This is a genomic window from Pseudomonas sp. G166 (assembly GCF_037027455.2).
GTDB lineage: Bacteria > Pseudomonadota > Gammaproteobacteria > Pseudomonadales > Pseudomonadaceae > Aquipseudomonas.
In genome coordinates, this window is record NZ_CP146985.1 from 1,803,691 (window position 1) to 1,818,619 (window position 14,929).

The 14,929-nt window shown below is 62.2% G+C and carries 13 protein-coding genes; 6 read left to right on the plus strand and 7 right to left on the minus strand.

What is annotated here, in order from left to right; all coding sequences use genetic code 11:
* Nucleotides 1–17 precede the first annotated feature (17 nt).
* Both SGN16_RS08130 and csrA read left to right on the plus strand, forming a co-directional pair.
* Nucleotides 18–350, plus strand: a complete 333-nt coding sequence (locus tag SGN16_RS08130; RefSeq protein WP_210643459.1) for a YnfA family protein — start codon at nt 18–20, stop codon at nt 348–350.
* 148 nt (nt 351–498) lie between these two features.
* Entirely contained in the window at nt 499–699 is a 201-nt protein-coding gene (gene csrA / locus SGN16_RS08135; protein WP_210643460.1) for a carbon storage regulator CsrA, read from the plus strand.
* Here csrA and SGN16_RS08140 read toward each other — a convergent pair.
* From SGN16_RS08140 to mnmC, 5 genes are all read right to left on the minus strand, one after another.
* The gene (locus SGN16_RS08140; protein ID WP_003199186.1) at nt 688–915 is read right to left on the minus strand and encodes a YheU family protein; all 228 of its coding nucleotides are present in this window, start codon (nt 913–915) and stop codon (nt 688–690) included. The genes csrA and SGN16_RS08140 overlap by 12 nt on opposite strands.
* 232 nt (nt 916–1,147) lie before the next feature.
* The gene (locus SGN16_RS08145) at nt 1,148–2,335 is read right to left on the minus strand and encodes an osmoprotectant NAGGN system M42 family peptidase (RefSeq protein ID WP_210645149.1); all 1,188 of its coding nucleotides are present in this window, start codon (nt 2,333–2,335) and stop codon (nt 1,148–1,150) included.
* A 141-nt stretch (nt 2,336–2,476) separates the two neighbouring features.
* Nucleotides 2,477–4,222: an N-acetylglutaminylglutamine synthetase gene (ngg, locus tag SGN16_RS08150; protein WP_210643461.1), complete on the minus strand. Its 1,746-nt coding sequence runs from the start codon at nt 4,220–4,222 to the stop codon at nt 2,477–2,479.
* 3 nt (nt 4,223–4,225) lie between these two features.
* Complete coding sequence (locus tag SGN16_RS08155; RefSeq protein WP_210643462.1) at nt 4,226–5,998, minus strand: N-acetylglutaminylglutamine amidotransferase; 1,773 nt, start codon at nt 5,996–5,998, stop codon at nt 4,226–4,228.
* Nucleotides 5,999–6,285: 287 nt separating this feature from the next.
* Nucleotides 6,286–8,268: a bifunctional tRNA (5-methylaminomethyl-2-thiouridine)(34)-methyltransferase MnmD/FAD-dependent 5-carboxymethylaminomethyl-2-thiouridine(34) oxidoreductase MnmC gene (gene mnmC / locus SGN16_RS08160; protein ID WP_335945623.1), complete on the minus strand. Its 1,983-nt coding sequence runs from the start codon at nt 8,266–8,268 to the stop codon at nt 6,286–6,288.
* 151 nt (nt 8,269–8,419) lie between these two features.
* On the opposite strand from mnmC, the gene pap reads away from it, so the two are divergent.
* Together pap and SGN16_RS08170 are read left to right on the plus strand one after the other, a co-directional pair.
* A complete protein-coding gene (gene pap / locus SGN16_RS08165) occupies nt 8,420–9,949 on the plus strand; it encodes a polyphosphate:AMP phosphotransferase (RefSeq protein WP_210643464.1) in 1,530 nt (509 codons plus the stop codon).
* A 95-nt stretch (nt 9,950–10,044) separates the two neighbouring features.
* Nucleotides 10,045–11,229, plus strand: coding sequence for a thiolase family protein (locus SGN16_RS08170; RefSeq protein ID WP_210643465.1), 1,185 nt, complete (start codon nt 10,045–10,047; stop codon nt 11,227–11,229).
* 90 nt (nt 11,230–11,319) lie between these two features.
* On the opposite strand, the gene SGN16_RS08175 is transcribed toward SGN16_RS08170, so the two are convergent.
* Nucleotides 11,320–11,517, minus strand: a complete 198-nt coding sequence (locus SGN16_RS08175; protein ID WP_135844339.1) for a DUF6316 family protein — start codon at nt 11,515–11,517, stop codon at nt 11,320–11,322.
* A 191-nt stretch (nt 11,518–11,708) separates the two neighbouring features.
* On the opposite strand from SGN16_RS08175, the gene SGN16_RS08180 reads away from it, so the two are divergent.
* Entirely contained in the window at nt 11,709–12,671 is a 963-nt protein-coding gene (locus SGN16_RS08180; protein WP_210645151.1) for a DMT family transporter, read from the plus strand.
* A gap of 132 nt (nt 12,672–12,803) precedes the next feature.
* Here SGN16_RS08180 and SGN16_RS08185 read toward each other — a convergent pair whose 3' ends face one another.
* Nucleotides 12,804–14,198: a class II fumarate hydratase gene (locus SGN16_RS08185; protein ID WP_210643466.1), complete on the minus strand. Its 1,395-nt coding sequence runs from the start codon at nt 14,196–14,198 to the stop codon at nt 12,804–12,806.
* 191 nt (nt 14,199–14,389) lie between these two features.
* Here SGN16_RS08185 and SGN16_RS08190 point away from each other — a divergent pair, with 191 nt between their 5' ends.
* On the plus strand, nt 14,390–14,917 hold the full coding sequence (locus SGN16_RS08190) for a DUF2059 domain-containing protein (protein WP_210643467.1): 528 nt from the start codon (nt 14,390–14,392) through the stop codon (nt 14,915–14,917).
* Nucleotides 14,918–14,929 lie beyond the last annotated feature (12 nt).

Below are 14,929 nucleotides of genomic sequence, written 5' to 3' on the forward strand. Positions count from 1 at the left end.
TCCTGAAGGACACCCTCATGCTCAATTACTTGTGGTTTTTTCTCGCCGCGCTGTTTGAAATCGCCGGCTGCTACGCCTTCTGGATGTGGCTGCGACAGGGCAAGAGTGCCTGGTGGATCGTGCCGGCACTACTGAGCCTCACGCTGTTCGCGCTATTGCTGACTCGCATCGAGGCGACCTACGCCGGCCGCGCCTACGCCGCCTATGGCGGTATCTACATCATTGCCTCGATTGGTTGGCTGGCCATGGTCGAGCGCGTGCGGCCGCTGGGGTCTGACTGGATCGGGGTGGCGCTCTGTGTACTGGGGGCGAGTGTGATTCTGTTCGGCCCACGGTTCTCGGCCTCTTGAAAGGAGCCGTTTGACCGAGTTTTGCAGGAAGTTTCCTTCAGTCGCCAGAGTCTTGGTTGTAGGGGATTACTGAATTCCTGGGGGTGTCTTGAGAACAGGCAACAGGCCGGGCATGGTCAAGGTCCAGACAGTCTTAAGGATAAGAACCATGCTCGTACTCAGCCGCGCTGTGGGTGAATTGATTTCCATCGGTGATGATATTTCCGTTCGTGTGCTGTCGGTCAGTGGCAGCACCGTGCGGTTTGGCGTGGAGGCGCCACGGCACATCGATGTTCATCGCTCCGAAATCTACGAAAAAATCCAGAGAAAAAAGGCCCATGCCGCTCGCAAGGCGTGTTCAGTCGAATAGATGCTTGGGCACGTCGTGCTTGAGCATCAGTTGGCACTGTTCGCTCTCGGGGTCGAAGACGATCAGCGCCTGGCCTTTGGTCAACGCCTGCCTGACCCGCAATACACGGGTCTCCAGGGGTGTGTCGTCACCATTGTCGGTGCCGTCGCGGGTCACGAAGTCCTCGATCAGGCGAGTGAGTGTGTCGACTTCGAGTTGGTCGTGGGGAATCAGCATGGTGTACCTCGGCTAGACATTGTCGCGATGCTACGACCAATGGGCTTTTGCGGCTAGCCTGTGGTTTTTCGGTCATTGCCAATCCTTGTGATAGTGGGCTTGCTCGCGAAAGCAGTGAGTCAGCTTGCACCAATGCTAAATGTGCCGTCGCCTTCGCGAGCAAGCTCGCTCCCACAATTGGATTGCGATACACCCGCGCGAGCCATGTTGTAAGCCGGAATCGCGAGCTGGCTCAGTTATCCGACCGCTGCCCGATCAGGCTGTCCACCGATGGCACGCGGGTATCGCTTTCCATCTGCGTGTCGTGTTCGATCTGGTGACTGAAACGGTCCAGCGAGCCCTGGGCCGGTTGCGCGTCGCTGGCGAACACCGGCGGGCTGAGGATGTAGGCGCCGAGCAGGCGGCTGAGGGCAGCCAGGCTGTCGATGTGGGTGCGTTCGTAGCCATGGGTGGCGTCGCAGCCAAAGGCGAGCAGGGCGGTGCGGATGTCGTGGCCGGCAGTGATGGCCGAATGGGCATCGCTGAAATAGTAGCGGAACAGGTCGCGGCGTGCCGGCAGGTCGTGCTCCTTGGCCAGTTTCAGCAAGTGCCGCGACAGGTGATAGTCGTACGGGCCACCGGAATCCTGCATGGCCACGCTGACCGCGTGTTCGCTTGAGTGTTGGCCGGGCGCGACCGGTGCGATGTCGATGCCAACGAACTCACTGACGTCCCAAGGTAGGGCCGCCGCCGCGCCGCTGCCGGTTTCCTCGGTGATGGTGAACAGTGGGTGACAGTCGATCAGCAGTTCTTCGCCACTGTCGATAATCGCCTTGAGCGCCGCCAGCAGCGCCGCGACCCCGGCCTTGTCGTCCAGGTGCCGGGCGCTGATATGGCCGCTCTCGGTGAATTCTGGCAAGGGATCGAAGGCCACGTAGTCGCCGATGCCCACACCCAGGGTTTCACAATCGGCGCGGGTGGTGCAGTAGGCGTCCAGGCGCAGTTCGATGTGATCCCAGCTGATGGGCATTTCATCCACCGCAGTGTTGAACGCGTGTCCGGATGCCATCAACGGCAGCACGCTTCCGCGAATGACTCCGGTGTCGGTGAACAGGCTGACCCGGCTGCCCTCGGCAAACCGGCTGGACCAGCAACCCACCGGGGCCAGGGTCAGGCGACCGTTGTCCTTGATGGCTCGAACGGCTGCGCCAATGGTGTCCAAGTGGGCTGATACCGCCCGGTCGGGGCTGCTCTTGCGCCCCTTGAGGGTGGCGCGGATGGTGCCGCGGCGGGTCATTTCAAAAGGAATGCCCAGCTCTTCGAGCCGCTCGGCGACATAGCGCACGATGGTGTCGGTGAAGCCGGTCGGGCTGGGGATGGCGAGCATTTCCAGCAAGACCTTTTGCAGGTATTCGAGATTCGGTTCGGGAATTTTGCTGATCATGGAAACTCCTGATGGGTTGAGCACATGCTCGTTCCCACGCTCTGCGTGGGAATGCAGCCGGTGACGCTCTGCGTCACCTGGACGCGGAGCGTCCCTTGAGGCGCTCCCACGCGGAGCGTGGGAGCGATCTGTAGAGGGCTAGGCCACCGCCTGGCTATGGGGAAACAACAAGTCCACAAAGCGTTCGGCGGTGGGTTGCGGTTCGTGATTGGCCAGGCCGGCACGTTCGTTGGCTTCGATGAACACGTATTCGGGCTGATCGGCCGCCGGCACCAGCAAGTCGAGGCCGACCATGGGGATGTCCAGCGCCCGTGCCGCTCGCACCGCTGCATCGACCAGGGTCGGATGAAGGATGCTTGTGACATCCTCCAGGACGCCGCCGGTATGAAGATTCGCCGTACGCCGCACGAACAGGTGCTTGCCCGCCGGTAGCACGCTGTCGTAGTCAAACCCCGCCGCGCCCAGCGTGCGCTGGGTCTCTGCGTCCATCGGGATTTTGCTTTCGCCCCCGGTAGCGGCTTGCCGTCGGCGGCTTTGGGCTTCGATCAGCGCGCCGATGGTGTGCTGGCCGTCGCCGATCACCTCCGCCGGACGCCGGATGGCGGCCGCCACCACCTCAAAGCCGATCACCAGGATCCGCAGGTCCAGACCCTCGTGAAAGCTTTCCAACAAGACCCGGCTGTCAAACTGCCGGGCCGCGTCGATGGCACTCTGCACTTCCTCGATTGTGCGCAGGTCCACCGCCACGCCTTGGCCCTGTTCACCGTCCAAGGGCTTGACCACCACCCGCTCGTGTTCATCGAGAAACGCCAGGTTATCGTCGGCATTGCCCGCCAATTGCTGGGCTGGCAGGTTCAGGCCAGCGTTTTTCAGCACCTTATGGGTCAGGCTTTTGTCCTGGCATAAAGTCATGCTGATAGCGCTGGTCAGGTCACTCAAGGATTCACGGCAACGCACCCGACGGCTGCCATGGACCAAGGTGAATAACCCGGCCTCGGCGTCGTCCACCTGCACTTCGATGCCTCGACGATGGGCTTCCTCGACGATGATTCGCGCGTAAGGATTGAACGGCGCCTCGGGGCCTGGCCCCAGGAACAGCGGTTGGTTAATGCCGTTCTTGCGCTTGATGGCGAAGGTCGACAGGTTGCGGAAACCGAGTTTGGCGTAGAGGTTTTTTGCCAGGCGGTTGTCATGCAGGACCGACAGGTCCAAGTAACTCAAGCCGCGGCTCATGAAGTGCTCGACGAGGTGGCGTACGAGTACTTCGCCAACACCCGGCCGTGAGCATTGTGGGTCCACGGCCAGGCACCAGAGGCTGCTGCCGTTTTCCGGATCGTTAAAGGCCTTTTGATGATTCAGGCCCATGACGCTGCCGATCACGGCGCCGCTGTCGTCGTCTTCGGCCAACCAGTAGACCGGGCCGCCTTCGTGACGCGGGGTCAAGCGTTTCGGGTCGATGGGCAGCATGCCCCGGGCCTGGTATAGCTGGTTGATGGCCTGCCAGTCGGCGTCACTTTGCGCCCGGCGAATCCGAAAGCCACGAAACACCCGCGTGGCCTGGCGATAGTCGCTGAACCACAGGCGCAAGGTGTCGGACGGATCGAGGAACAACTGCGCCGGTTCCAGCCCCAGCACCTGCTGGGGCGCGGCGACGTACAAGGCAATGTCGCGTTCGCCGGCTTGTTCGTTGAGCAGTTCCCGGGCCAGGCTTGCCGGGTCCGGGAAGGTGTGACCGATCAGCAATCGGCCCCAGCCGCAATGCACCGCGATCGGGTCGGCGCCCAATTCGCTGCCGTCTTCGGCCAGGCGCGCCTGCAGGCGTTCATAGGAGGGCGCCTGGCCACGCAAGAGGCGTTGGTTGTGAACGGTTGCATGAGGTTTCATCAATCAGATTCCTTGCTCGCTGAGCCACAGGTTCAGCGCTGCCAGTTGCCACAACCGCGAGCCACGCAACGGCGTGAGTTGGCCGTTGGGGTCGGTGAGCAAGCGGTCGAGCATGGCCGGGTTGAACAGACCGCGATCCTGGCTGGGATCGAGCAGCAGTTCACGGACCCAGGCCAGCGTGTTGCCTTCCAGGTGCTTGAGGCCAGGCACTGGGAAATAGCCCTTCTTGCGGTCGATCACCTCGCTGGGAATCACCCGCCGGGCGGCCTCCTTGAGGACTTGCTTGCCGCCGTCGGGCAGCTTGAATTTCGCCGGTACCCGCGCCGAGAGTTCCACCAGCCGGTAGTCGAGGAATGGCGTGCGCGCTTCCAGGCCCCAGGCCATGGTCATGTTGTCCACGCGTTTGACCGGGTCGTCCACCAGCATCACCGTGCTGTCCAGGCGCAAGGCCTTGTCCACCGCCGCATCGGCGCCAGGCTGGGCGAAATGCTCTTTGACGAAATCACCGGCGGCGTCGTTGGCCGTCAGCCATTTGGGCTGCACGGTGGCGGCATATTCTTCGTAGCTGCGATCAAAGAAGGCTGCGCGATAGGCCGCGTACGGATCGCTGGCGCCGTCCACTTGCGGGTACCAGTGGTAACCGGCGAACAACTCGTCGGCACCCTGGCCGCTTTGCACCACTTTGCAGTGCTTGGCCACTTCCCGGGACAACAGGTAGAAGGCGATGCAGTCGTGGCTGACCATCGGCTCGCTCATGGCACGGAATGCCGCGGGCAGTTGTTCGATGATCTCTTTTTCGTCGATGCGCAATTGGTGATGACGGGTGCCGTAGTGCTTGGCGATCAGGTCCGAATACTGGAACTCGTCACCGCGCTCGCCGCCGGCATCCTGGAAACCGATAGAGAAGGTCGACAGGTCTTCTACGCCGACTTCCCGCAGCAGGCCCACGAGCATGCTCGAGTCGACGCCGCCGGAAAGCAGCACGCCGACATCGACGGCGGCGCGCTGACGAATGGCGACCGCTTCGCGAGTGCTGTCGAGCACCCGGTCGATCCAGTCTTCCAGGTTCAGGTTCTGCTCATCGGCCCGGGGACCGTAGGGCAGGGTCCACCAGGTTTTCTGCTCGGTGCGGCCGTCGGCTTCGATGCGCATCCAGGTGGCCGGCGGCAGTTTTTCAACACCGGCCAGCAAGGTACGTGGGGCCGGGACTACCGCATGGAAATTCAGGTAATGATTGAGGGCCACCGGGTCGAGCATCGGGCTGATGTCACCGCCTTTGAGCAAGGCTGGCAATGCCGAGGCAAAACGCAGGCGCTGGCCGGTGCGCGACAGGTACAGCGGCTTGACGCCGAGGCGGTCGCGGGCGATGAACAGCCGTTTGGCATCGCGCTCCCAGATGGCGAAGGCGAACATGCCGTTGAGCTTGGGCAGCAACGCTTCGCCCCAGGCATGGTAGCCCTTGAGCAACACCTCGGTGTCGCCACCGGAATAAAAGGCATAGCCCAAGCCTTCGAGCTCGGCCCGCAGTTCCGGGTAGTTGTAGATCGCACCGTTGAAGGCCAGGGACAGGCCCAGTTGATTGTCGATCATCGGCTGGGCCGAACCGTCGGACAGGTCCATGATTTTCAGGCGCCGATGGCCCAGGGCAATCGGGCCCTGGCTATGAAAACCCCATGCGTCAGGGCCGCGAGGGGCCAGGTGATGGGTGATTCGCTCTACGGCCGCAAGGTCCGCAGGTTGTTGATCGAAACGTAACTCTCCAGCTAATCCGCACATAAGTCCTTACCGGTTTTTCCGTTGGGGAGGGGTCAAGCAGCACGCGCCGACATGGCGGGTACCCTGAAACTGACCGGGGGGATTGCTGTGAGTTTTAGATCGATGCGTTATAAGCCGATGGGTGGCGGCGTTTGGTCTGCCCCATCATCCCAGGGAGAACTTGTACCTGATGTGGGAGTGAGCTTGCTCGCGATAGCAATGCGTCAGTCAATTCAGTGCTGGCTGAGCCACCGCCATCGCGAGCAAGCTCGCTCCCCCAGGTTTTTTTGGTGGGTCAGCGATCGGCGCTAGGCCTTGCCCCGAACCAACGCCCGCAACGCAAACCGATTCGGATGGCAGGCTTCGGCCACGCTGCGGGGCAGGGGCAGCGGCTCGTTGTCCAGCCAGGCGGCGATCAGTTCCCCCGACAGCGGTGCGCTGATCAGGCCCCGTGAGCCGTGGCCGCTGTTGACGTACAGGCCATCGAGCCACGGGCAGGGCTTGTCGGGTACCTGGCGAGCGTCCTTGCCCAGGGCCGAATACGCCTCGGTGAAGGCCTGGCGGTCAGCCAGCGGACCGACAATCGGCAGGTAGTCCGGGCTGGTACAACGGAACGCCGCGCGACCTTCCAAGTGTTGCGGATCCAGGGTGCTGGCATTCAGGCGCTCCACCAGATCCAGGGAGATTTCTTCCAGCATCTGCAGGTTGCCGGCGTGTTCCGCAGCGGTAGGGGTCAGGTCGTCGCTCTTGAAGTCGAAACTGGCTCCCAGTGTGTGCTCGCCCTGCCTTGGCGGGGCGACGTAGCCTTCGGCGCAGACCACCGTCGCCAGGCTCTGGCTGCGGGCGGTCTGTGGCAGGCGGGTGATTTGCCCGCGAATGCGCTTGAGGGGCAAGTCGGCAGCGGGTTCGAAACGCTTGATCTCGGCGGCGCTGGCGAGAATTGCCACCGGCGCGCTGGCGAGACAGCGTTCGCCGTCCCAGGCCTGCCATTGGCCGTCGACTCGGCGCAATTGCAACACTTCATGATGGGGCTGCACGTCAATCGTCGGCCCCGAGGCCTGCCAGCGACACAATGCTGGCGGATGCACCCAGCCGCCTTCGGGATAGAACAAACCGCCACAGGCCAGGCCAATGCCGGAGCGTGCCTCGGCCTGTGGCTGATCGAGCGCATGCAGCAGATCCTGGGGAAACGCCTCGGCCAGTTGCGCCTGGCGCTCGGCTTCCTTGGCGTTGAAGGCCAGCTGCAAGACCCCGCAACCGTCCCAGTCAACGCCGCGTTGCAGATGTTCCAGAGCGCGCCGGGTGTAGCCGAAACCGCTGAGGATCATTTGCGACAACGCCGTGCCGTGGGCGGAAAGCTTGAGGTACAGCACGCCCTGCGGGTTGCCGGACGCTTCCTCGGCCAAGCCGGCATGACGTTCCAGCAGCGTCACCCGCCAGCCCCGGGCCGCCAGGCTGGCCGCGCTGGCACAACCGGCCAAGCCGCCGCCGATCACCAGCGCCCGACGCTCGCCGCTCTGCGCGGCAGGGCGGGCGTACCAGGGTTTTGCCGGAGTTGGCGCGGGTGTCTGCTCCGGCCAGCCGAGAAACACACCACGCAGGATTTCCCACTTATGACCGATACCCGGCGTGCGTTTCATCTTGAAGCCCGCTGCGTTCAACAACCGCCGTACCCAGCCGGTGCTGGTGAAGGTACTGAGGGTAGCGCCAGGCGCCGCCAGCCGGGCCAACTCGGCGAACAGCTCGGCGGTCCACATGTCGGGGTTCTTTGCCGGTGCGAAACCGTCCAGGAACCAGGCGTCGACTTGCGCGTCCAGCTGCGGCAATTGTTCCAGGGCATCACCGATCAATAAGGTCAGTGTCACGTGCCCATTGGCCAATGCCAAGCGTTGGAAACCCTGGTGGATCGCGACATATTGCTCAAGCAATTGGTCGGCCTGACGTTTGAGTTGCGGCCACAAGACCAGGGCCCGGCGCAGATCTTCCAGGCTCAACGGATATTTCTCGACACTGACAAAATGCAGTCGGGCACCTGCCGGTGCGCACTGCTCGAACAGCTGCCAGGTGCAGAGGAAATTCAAGCCGGTGCCGAATCCGGTCTCGCCGATCACCAATCGCCCGTCATCCGGCAGCGCGGCAAAGCGCTCGGCCAGATTGTTCTGTTCAAGGAACACATAGCGGGTTTCGTCCAGGCCCGACTGGTCGGAAAAATACACGTCGTCGAACACCCGCGAACGCGGGCGACCCTGGTCATCCCAGTCGAGTTGGGCGTGGTGCTGGATGGGCGTCATGGCAGGCTCGGTGAAAACTGGAGGGCCATTCTAACGGATCGGTATCGGCTTGCTTGACCCATCGCAACAGAGCGTTGTTCTTGATGGAATCTGCTGCACCCGGCTGCCTCCAATCCGCTAGTCTTGCCCCAATCCCTGGAAGGAGCTGTTCATGTTCGAATCCGCTGAAATCGGTCACGCCATCGATAAAGAAACCTTTGAAGCCGAGGTGCCGGCCCTGCGTGAAGCGCTGCTCGAAGCTCAATTCGAGTTGCAGCAGCAGGGGCGTTTCCCGGTCATTGTGCTGATCAACGGTGTTGAAGGCGCGGGCAAGGGCGAGACGGTGAAGTTGCTCAACGAGTGGATGGACCCGCGGCTGATCGAAGTGCGCACCTTCGACCAGCAGACCGACGAGGAGCTGGCGCGACCTCCGGCCTGGCGCTATTGGCGGATGCTGCCGGCCAAGGGGCGCATGGGGATTTTCTTCGGCAATTGGTACAGCCAGATGCTGCAGGGGCGGGTCCACGGGGAGTTCAAGGACCCACGGCTCGACCAGGCGATCAACGCCGCCGAGCGCCTGGAGAAAATGCTCTGCGATGAAGGCGCGCTGATCTTCAAGTTCTGGTTCCACCTGTCCAAGAAACAGATGAAAGCCCGGCTCAAGGGGCTCAAGGACGATCCGCTGCACAGCTGGCGCATCAGCCCGCTGGATTGGCAGCAATCCCAGACCTATGACAAGTTCGTCAAATACGGTGAGCGAGTGCTGCGTCGCACCAGTCGCGATTACGCACCGTGGCATGTGATCGAAGGCGTGGACAGCTGTTATCGCAACCTCGCGGTAGGAAGGATTCTGCTCGAAGGATTGCGCCAAGCCTTGGACCGGCCGAAGGTCAAATCGGAAAAAGTGAATGTGGCGCCGCTGCCGGCGCTGGACGATCAGGTGACGCTGATCGGTAGCCTGGACATGACGCTGCGCCTGGACAAGGCCGATTACGAAGAACAACTGATTACCGAGCAGGCGCGGTTCGCCGGTTTGCTGCGGGACAAGCGCATGCGTCGTCATGCCCTGGTGGCCGTCTTCGAAGGCAACGATGCGGCGGGCAAAGGCGGGGCGATCCGGCGAGTCGCGGCGGCCCTCGACCCACGGCAGTACAGCATCGTGCCGATTGCCGCGCCCACCGAAGAAGAGCGCGCCCACCCGTACATGTGGCGGTTCTGGCGGCATATCCCGGCGCGGGGCAAGTTCACCATGTTCGACCGCTCCTGGTATGGCCGGGTGTTGGTGGAGCGGGTCGAGGAGTTTTGCAGCCCGGCCGACTGGCTACGGGCCTACAGCGAAATCAACGACTTCGAGGAGCAGATCGCCGACGCTGGCGTGGTGGTGGTCAAGTTCTGGCTGGCCATCGACAAGGAGACTCAACTGGAGCGCTTCCAGGAACGCGAGGAAATTCCTTTCAAGCGCTTCAAGATCACCGAAGACGACTGGCGCAATCGGGACAAGTGGGACGCTTACCGGGCAGCGGTGTGCGACATGGTGGACCGCACCAGCACCGAGATTTCCCCGTGGACACTGGTGGAGGCCAACGACAAGCGCTGGGCGCGGGTCAAGGTGCTACGCACGCTGAACCAGGCACTGGAGGAGGCGTTCGAGCGCTCGGAAAAACAGGCTCGTCAGTCGAAGAAGGGCAGCATCAGGCGATGAGTGCGCATACGCGAGGTGAATGATTGTCGCGGTCGGTTATGCAGTGGATTTATGCTCGATTCACTCTTAACTGACAACAACAATGAGGTACAGCCATGCGTGAAGTGGTGATCGTCGACAGCGTACGGACCGGCCTGGCCAAGTCCTTTCGCGGCAAGTTCAACATGACCCGTCCGGACGACATGGCGGCTCACTGCGTCAATGCCCTGCTGGCGCGCAACGACATCAACCCGGCCAGCGTCGAGGACTGCATCGTCGGTGCCGGCTCCAATGAAGGCGCCCAGGGTTACAACATCGGTCGCAACGTGGCGGTGCTCTCGCAGTTGGGCATCGGCACGGCCGGCATGACCCTCAACCGCTTCTGCTCCTCGGGCCTGCAAGCCATCGCCATCGCGGCCAACCAGATTGCCTCCGGTTGCAGCGAGATCATCGTTGCCGGTGGTGTGGAGTCCATCAGCCTGACGATGAAAAGCGTCAACACTGACAACCTGATCAACCCATTGCTCAAGGAGCAAGTGCCGGGGATTTATTTCCCCATGGGCCAGACGGCCGAGATCGTTGCTCGGCGTTACCAGGTCAGCCGCGAGGAGCAGGACCGCTACGCCTTGCAGAGCCAGCAACGCACCGCCCAGGCCCAGGCAGCCGGGTTGTTCAATGATGAAATCGTGCCGATGGCGGTCAAGTACAAGGTCGAGGACAAACACACCGGTGCGGTGCAGATCCTCGATGGCGTGGTCGACCGTGATGATTGCAATCGTCCGGACACCACCTATGAAAGCCTGGCTGGCCTGAAACCGGTATTCGCTGAAGACGGTTCAGTGACGGCGGGCAACTCGTCGCAATTGTCCGACGGAGCCTCGATGACCCTGGTGATGAGCCTGGAAAAAGCCCTGGCGCTGGGGCTCAAGCCCAAGGCGTTTTTCCGTGGGTTTACCGTGGCGGGGTGCGAGCCTGACGAGATGGGCATCGGTCCGGTGTTTTCGGTGCCCAAGCTGCTTAAGGCCAGGGGCTTGCAGGTTGCGGATATCGATTTGTGGGAGCTCAACGAGGCATTCGCTTCCCAATGCCTGTACAGCCGCAATCGTCTGGAAATCGATCCCGAAAAATATAATGTCAACGGCGGTTCTATCTCCATCGGCCACCCGTTCGGCATGACCGGCTCGCGCCAGGTGGGGCATTTGGTGCGCGAGCTGCAACGGCGCAACCTGCGCTACGGCATCGTGACCATGTGCGTGGGTGGTGGGATGGGGGCTACGGGGTTGTTCGAGGCGGTGAGATAAGCGCGAATTGATTGCTGGCGAGGGTGATTGTGTGTGGCGAGGGGATTTATCCCCTCGTCACAGGGTTGTGTGCCGGCTGATGAACCGCATTCAGCTGGCGACCTGGGTCAGCTGTCGCATCCGCCCGACATACGCTTCTATCTCCCGTTCTGCAGCCTCGCGGCTGGCGAACGGACCTTCCTGGGTGCCTTCCCGGGTATTGAAATAAAACTCGCCATTAACCCGGCAGATCCGGTCGCTGCGAAAAATCGTCGTGGGGGCGGGATCCTGGGCGCGTTTGCCAAGCATGGCGAATCTCCAAAAGGGCGGCGAGGTTGTCTCAAAATTGAGCATATGTGTTGTCCTTGATTCGCGCCCGGCGAACCGATCGACGGCAGCGACCTATACAATTCCATGGGCGGCCTTTGCCCAACTGTCCCTGTGTCTTGGCGTGATAGGCGCCTAGAATGGCCGTTCATGTCTTGAGCTTCGAGGGTTGCATGCACATATCGTCCGGTCGCTGGGTCTATGGCCTGTTCCTGGCCCTGTTGACGGCCTTGCTGTGGGGCATCCTGCCGATCAAGCTCAAACAAGTGTTGCAAGTGATGGATCCGGTCACCGTGACCTGGTTTCGTTTGTTGGTGTCCGGCGGCTTGTTGTTCATCTACCTGGGGGCTACCCGTCGCTTGCCTAGTCGCACGGTGCTCGGCCCCCGTGGTGGGTGGCTGGTGGCGATGGCGGTGCTCGGGTTGGTGGGCAACTACGTGTTGTACCTGATGGGCCTGAACCGCTTGAGCCCCGGCACGGCGCAACTGGTGGTGCAGATGGGGCCGATCATGTTGCTGGTCGCCAGCCTGTTTGTGTTCAAGGAACGTTTCAGCGTGGGGCAGGGCATTGGCCTGGCGGTGCTGTTGATCGGCTTCGCACTGTTTTTCAACCAGCGCCTGGGCGAGTTGCTGACCTCCCTGAGCGACTACACCGCCGGGGTCTTGATGGTGTTGCTGGCCTCTACAGTCTGGACGTTCTATGCCTTGGGCCAGAAGCAACTGTTGACGGTGTGGAATTCGCTGCAGGTGATGATGGTGATCTACCTGTTCTGTGCGTTGCTGCTCACACCTTGGGTGCACCCGTTGGAGGCACTGCAACTGAGCCCTCTGCAAGGCTGGCTGTTACTTGCCTGCTGCCTCAACACCCTGATTGCCTACGGCGCGTTTGCCGAGGCGCTGGCCCATTGGGAAGCCTCGCGAGTCAGCGCGACCCTGGCGATCACACCGCTGGTGACCTTCGCCGCAGTGGCGCTGGCCGCCTGGTGGTGGCCAGACTATGTACATGCCGAGCAAATCAATTTGTTGGGGTACGGCGGGGCGGTGCTGGTGGTGCTGGGATCGGCGCTGGTTGCCCTGGGCCCGTCGCTCATCGCAGGGCTCAGGGCCCGGCGCGAGCGGCTGGCGCCAGGGCGTTAACAACGCTGAGACGATACAAGGCTACTGTGGGAGCGAGCTTGCTCGCGATGACGGCCTGACAGTCGATGTCGAGTCGACCGGCCCTATCGCGAGCAAGCTCGCTCCCACATTTGAACTCCATGGGATGCAGGCTCAGCCCTGGCTACCAGCCTCCAGCATATTCTCCGGCCTTACCCAGGCGTCGAACTCCTCATCGGTCAGGTACCCCAGTTGCAGCGCCGCCTCACGCAAGGTCAACCCTTCGCCGTAGGCTTTCTTGGCGATCTCGGCGGACTTGTCATAGCCGATGTGCGGGTTCAGCGCGGTCACCAGCATCAATCCACGTTCCAGGTGCGCGGCCATTTGCTCGGCATCCGGCTCGAGCCCGGCGACGCAGTGCTGTTGGAAGTTGCTGCAGCCATCGGCCAGCAGGCGGATCGATTGCAGCAGGTTGTGGATGATCACTGGTTTGAATACGTTCAGCTGTAAATGGCCCTGGCTGGCGGCGAAACCGATGGTCACGTCGTTGCCCATGACCTGGCAGGCCAGCATCGACAAGGCTTCGCACTGGGTCGGGTTGACCTTGCCGGGCATGATCGAACTGCCCGGTTCGTTGGCCGGCAATTTCACCTCGGCAAACCCGGCCCGTGGCCCGGAACCCAGCAGGCGCAGGTCGTTGGCGATCTTCATCAGGGTGACGGCGAGGGTTTTCAGTGCGCCGGACAGGGCGGTCAGCGGCTCATGCCCGGCCAGCGCTGCGAACTTGTTGGGTGCAGTGACAAACGGCAGGCCGGAGAGTGCCGCCAGTTCAGCGGCGATGGCTTCGCCAAAACCATGGGGCGAATTGAGCCCCGTGCCCACCGCAGTGCCGCCCTGGGCCAGCTCACAGACCGCTGGCAGCGCGGCGCGGATTGCCCGTTCGGCGTAATCGAGCTGGGCAATGAACGCCGACAGTTCCTGGCCAAACGTGATCGGCGTGGCATCCATCATGTGGGTGCGACCGGTCTTGACCAGCTTCATGTGGCGCGCCGCCAGTTCTGCCAGCCCGCCAGACAACTCACCGATGGCCGGTAGCAATTGCTGCTGGACGGCCTGGACGGCGGCAATGTGCATTGCGGTAGGGAAGCAATCGTTGGAGCTCTGGGAGCGGTTGACGTGGTCGTTGGGGTGCACCGGGCTCTTGCCGCCGCGGGGGTTGCCCGCCAGCTCGTTGGCGCGCCCGGCGATCACTTCGTTGACGTTCATGTTGCTCTGGGTTCCGCTGCCGGTCTGCCAGACCACCAAAGGGAACTGGTCGTCATGCTTGCCGTCTAGCACTTCGTCGGCGGCCTGTTCGATCAGGCGGGCGATGTCGGCGGGCAGGTCGCCATTGCGGTCATTGACCCGTGCGGCGGCTTTCTTGATCAGCGCCAGGGCGTGCAGCACCGACAGCGGCATGCGTTCGTTGCCAATGGCAAAGTTGATCATGGAACGCTGGGTCTGGGCGCCCCAGTAGGCGTCATCCGGGACTTCCACCTGGCCAAGGCTGTCGGTTTCGATACGGCTCATCGGGTCAAACTCCTGTAGGGCTGAATGCGCAGTTTAGGCCCTGATGGGCGGCACCGGTTCCCTCAATCTAGGGGCGGCCGGTTCGGTCCGTCAATCGGACCCGGCAAGCTTCGGGGTTGAGGCCCGGCGTTTTTTAGGCGCAGAATGGTCGCCCTTGGGGTTTTACCTCGCCAGCTATGAAAGGAAACTCGATGACCCGTCTTCGTGCCATCTGTACCGCAGTTGCTCTGGTGTGTGCCAGCGGCCCTGTTTTCGCCGATACCGCCAGCCACAACGCCAGTGCCGAAGCGTTCCTGACCTTGGCCCATGCTGACAAACTGGGAACCCCGGTGTACATGCAAGTGCAGCAGATGTTCGCCCAGCGCTTTGAACAGACCAAGGCGCCCGAGTCGAAAAAAGCCACCCTGGAAACCTACCAGGCCAAGGCCAATGCCGCCCTGGACCAGGCCATCGGCTGGAACAAGCTCAAGCCGGACATGGTCAAGCTCTACACCAGCAACTTCAGCGAATCGGAGCTCAAGGACCTGGTAGCTTTCTACCAGTCGCCATTGGGCAAGAAAGTCCTGGAAAAAATGCCGCAGCTGACCCAGCAATCGGCCCAGATGACCCAAGCCAAGCTTGAAAGCGCGGTGCCAGTGGTCAACAAGCTGCTGGCGGACATGACGGCCGAGCTTGAGCCAAAAGCCGCCGCACCTGCCCCTGCCAAGAAAAAGCCGTAAGCGGAGCCTGGT

Excerpts from the sequence above, each read along its gene's own strand:
- SGN16_RS08170 (WP_210643465.1), top strand. The coding sequence starts at position 10,045 with ATGCGTGAAGTGGTGATCGTCGACAGCGTACGGACCGGCCTGGCCAAG.
- SGN16_RS08155 (WP_210643462.1), bottom strand. The coding sequence starts at position 5,998 with ATGTGCGGATTAGCTGGAGAGTTACGTTTCGATCAACAACCTGCGGAC.
- csrA (WP_210643460.1), top strand. The coding sequence starts at position 499 with ATGCTCGTACTCAGCCGCGCTGTGGGTGAATTGATTTCCATCGGTGAT.
- pap (WP_210643464.1), top strand. The coding sequence starts at position 8,420 with ATGTTCGAATCCGCTGAAATCGGTCACGCCATCGATAAAGAAACCTTT.
- SGN16_RS08185 (WP_210643466.1), bottom strand. The coding sequence starts at position 14,198 with ATGAGCCGTATCGAAACCGACAGCCTTGGCCAGGTGGAAGTCCCGGAT.
- mnmC (WP_335945623.1), bottom strand. The coding sequence starts at position 8,268 with ATGACGCCCATCCAGCACCACGCCCAACTCGACTGGGATGACCAGGGT.
- SGN16_RS08190 (WP_210643467.1), top strand. The coding sequence starts at position 14,390 with ATGACCCGTCTTCGTGCCATCTGTACCGCAGTTGCTCTGGTGTGTGCC.
- SGN16_RS08180 (WP_210645151.1), top strand. The coding sequence starts at position 11,709 with ATGCACATATCGTCCGGTCGCTGGGTCTATGGCCTGTTCCTGGCCCTG.
- SGN16_RS08175 (WP_135844339.1), bottom strand. The coding sequence starts at position 11,517 with ATGCTTGGCAAACGCGCCCAGGATCCCGCCCCCACGACGATTTTTCGC.
- SGN16_RS08140 (WP_003199186.1), bottom strand. The coding sequence starts at position 915 with ATGCTGATTCCCCACGACCAACTCGAAGTCGACACACTCACTCGCCTG.
- SGN16_RS08130 (WP_210643459.1), top strand. The coding sequence starts at position 18 with ATGCTCAATTACTTGTGGTTTTTTCTCGCCGCGCTGTTTGAAATCGCC.
- ngg (WP_210643461.1), bottom strand. The coding sequence starts at position 4,222 with ATGAAACCTCATGCAACCGTTCACAACCAACGCCTCTTGCGTGGCCAG.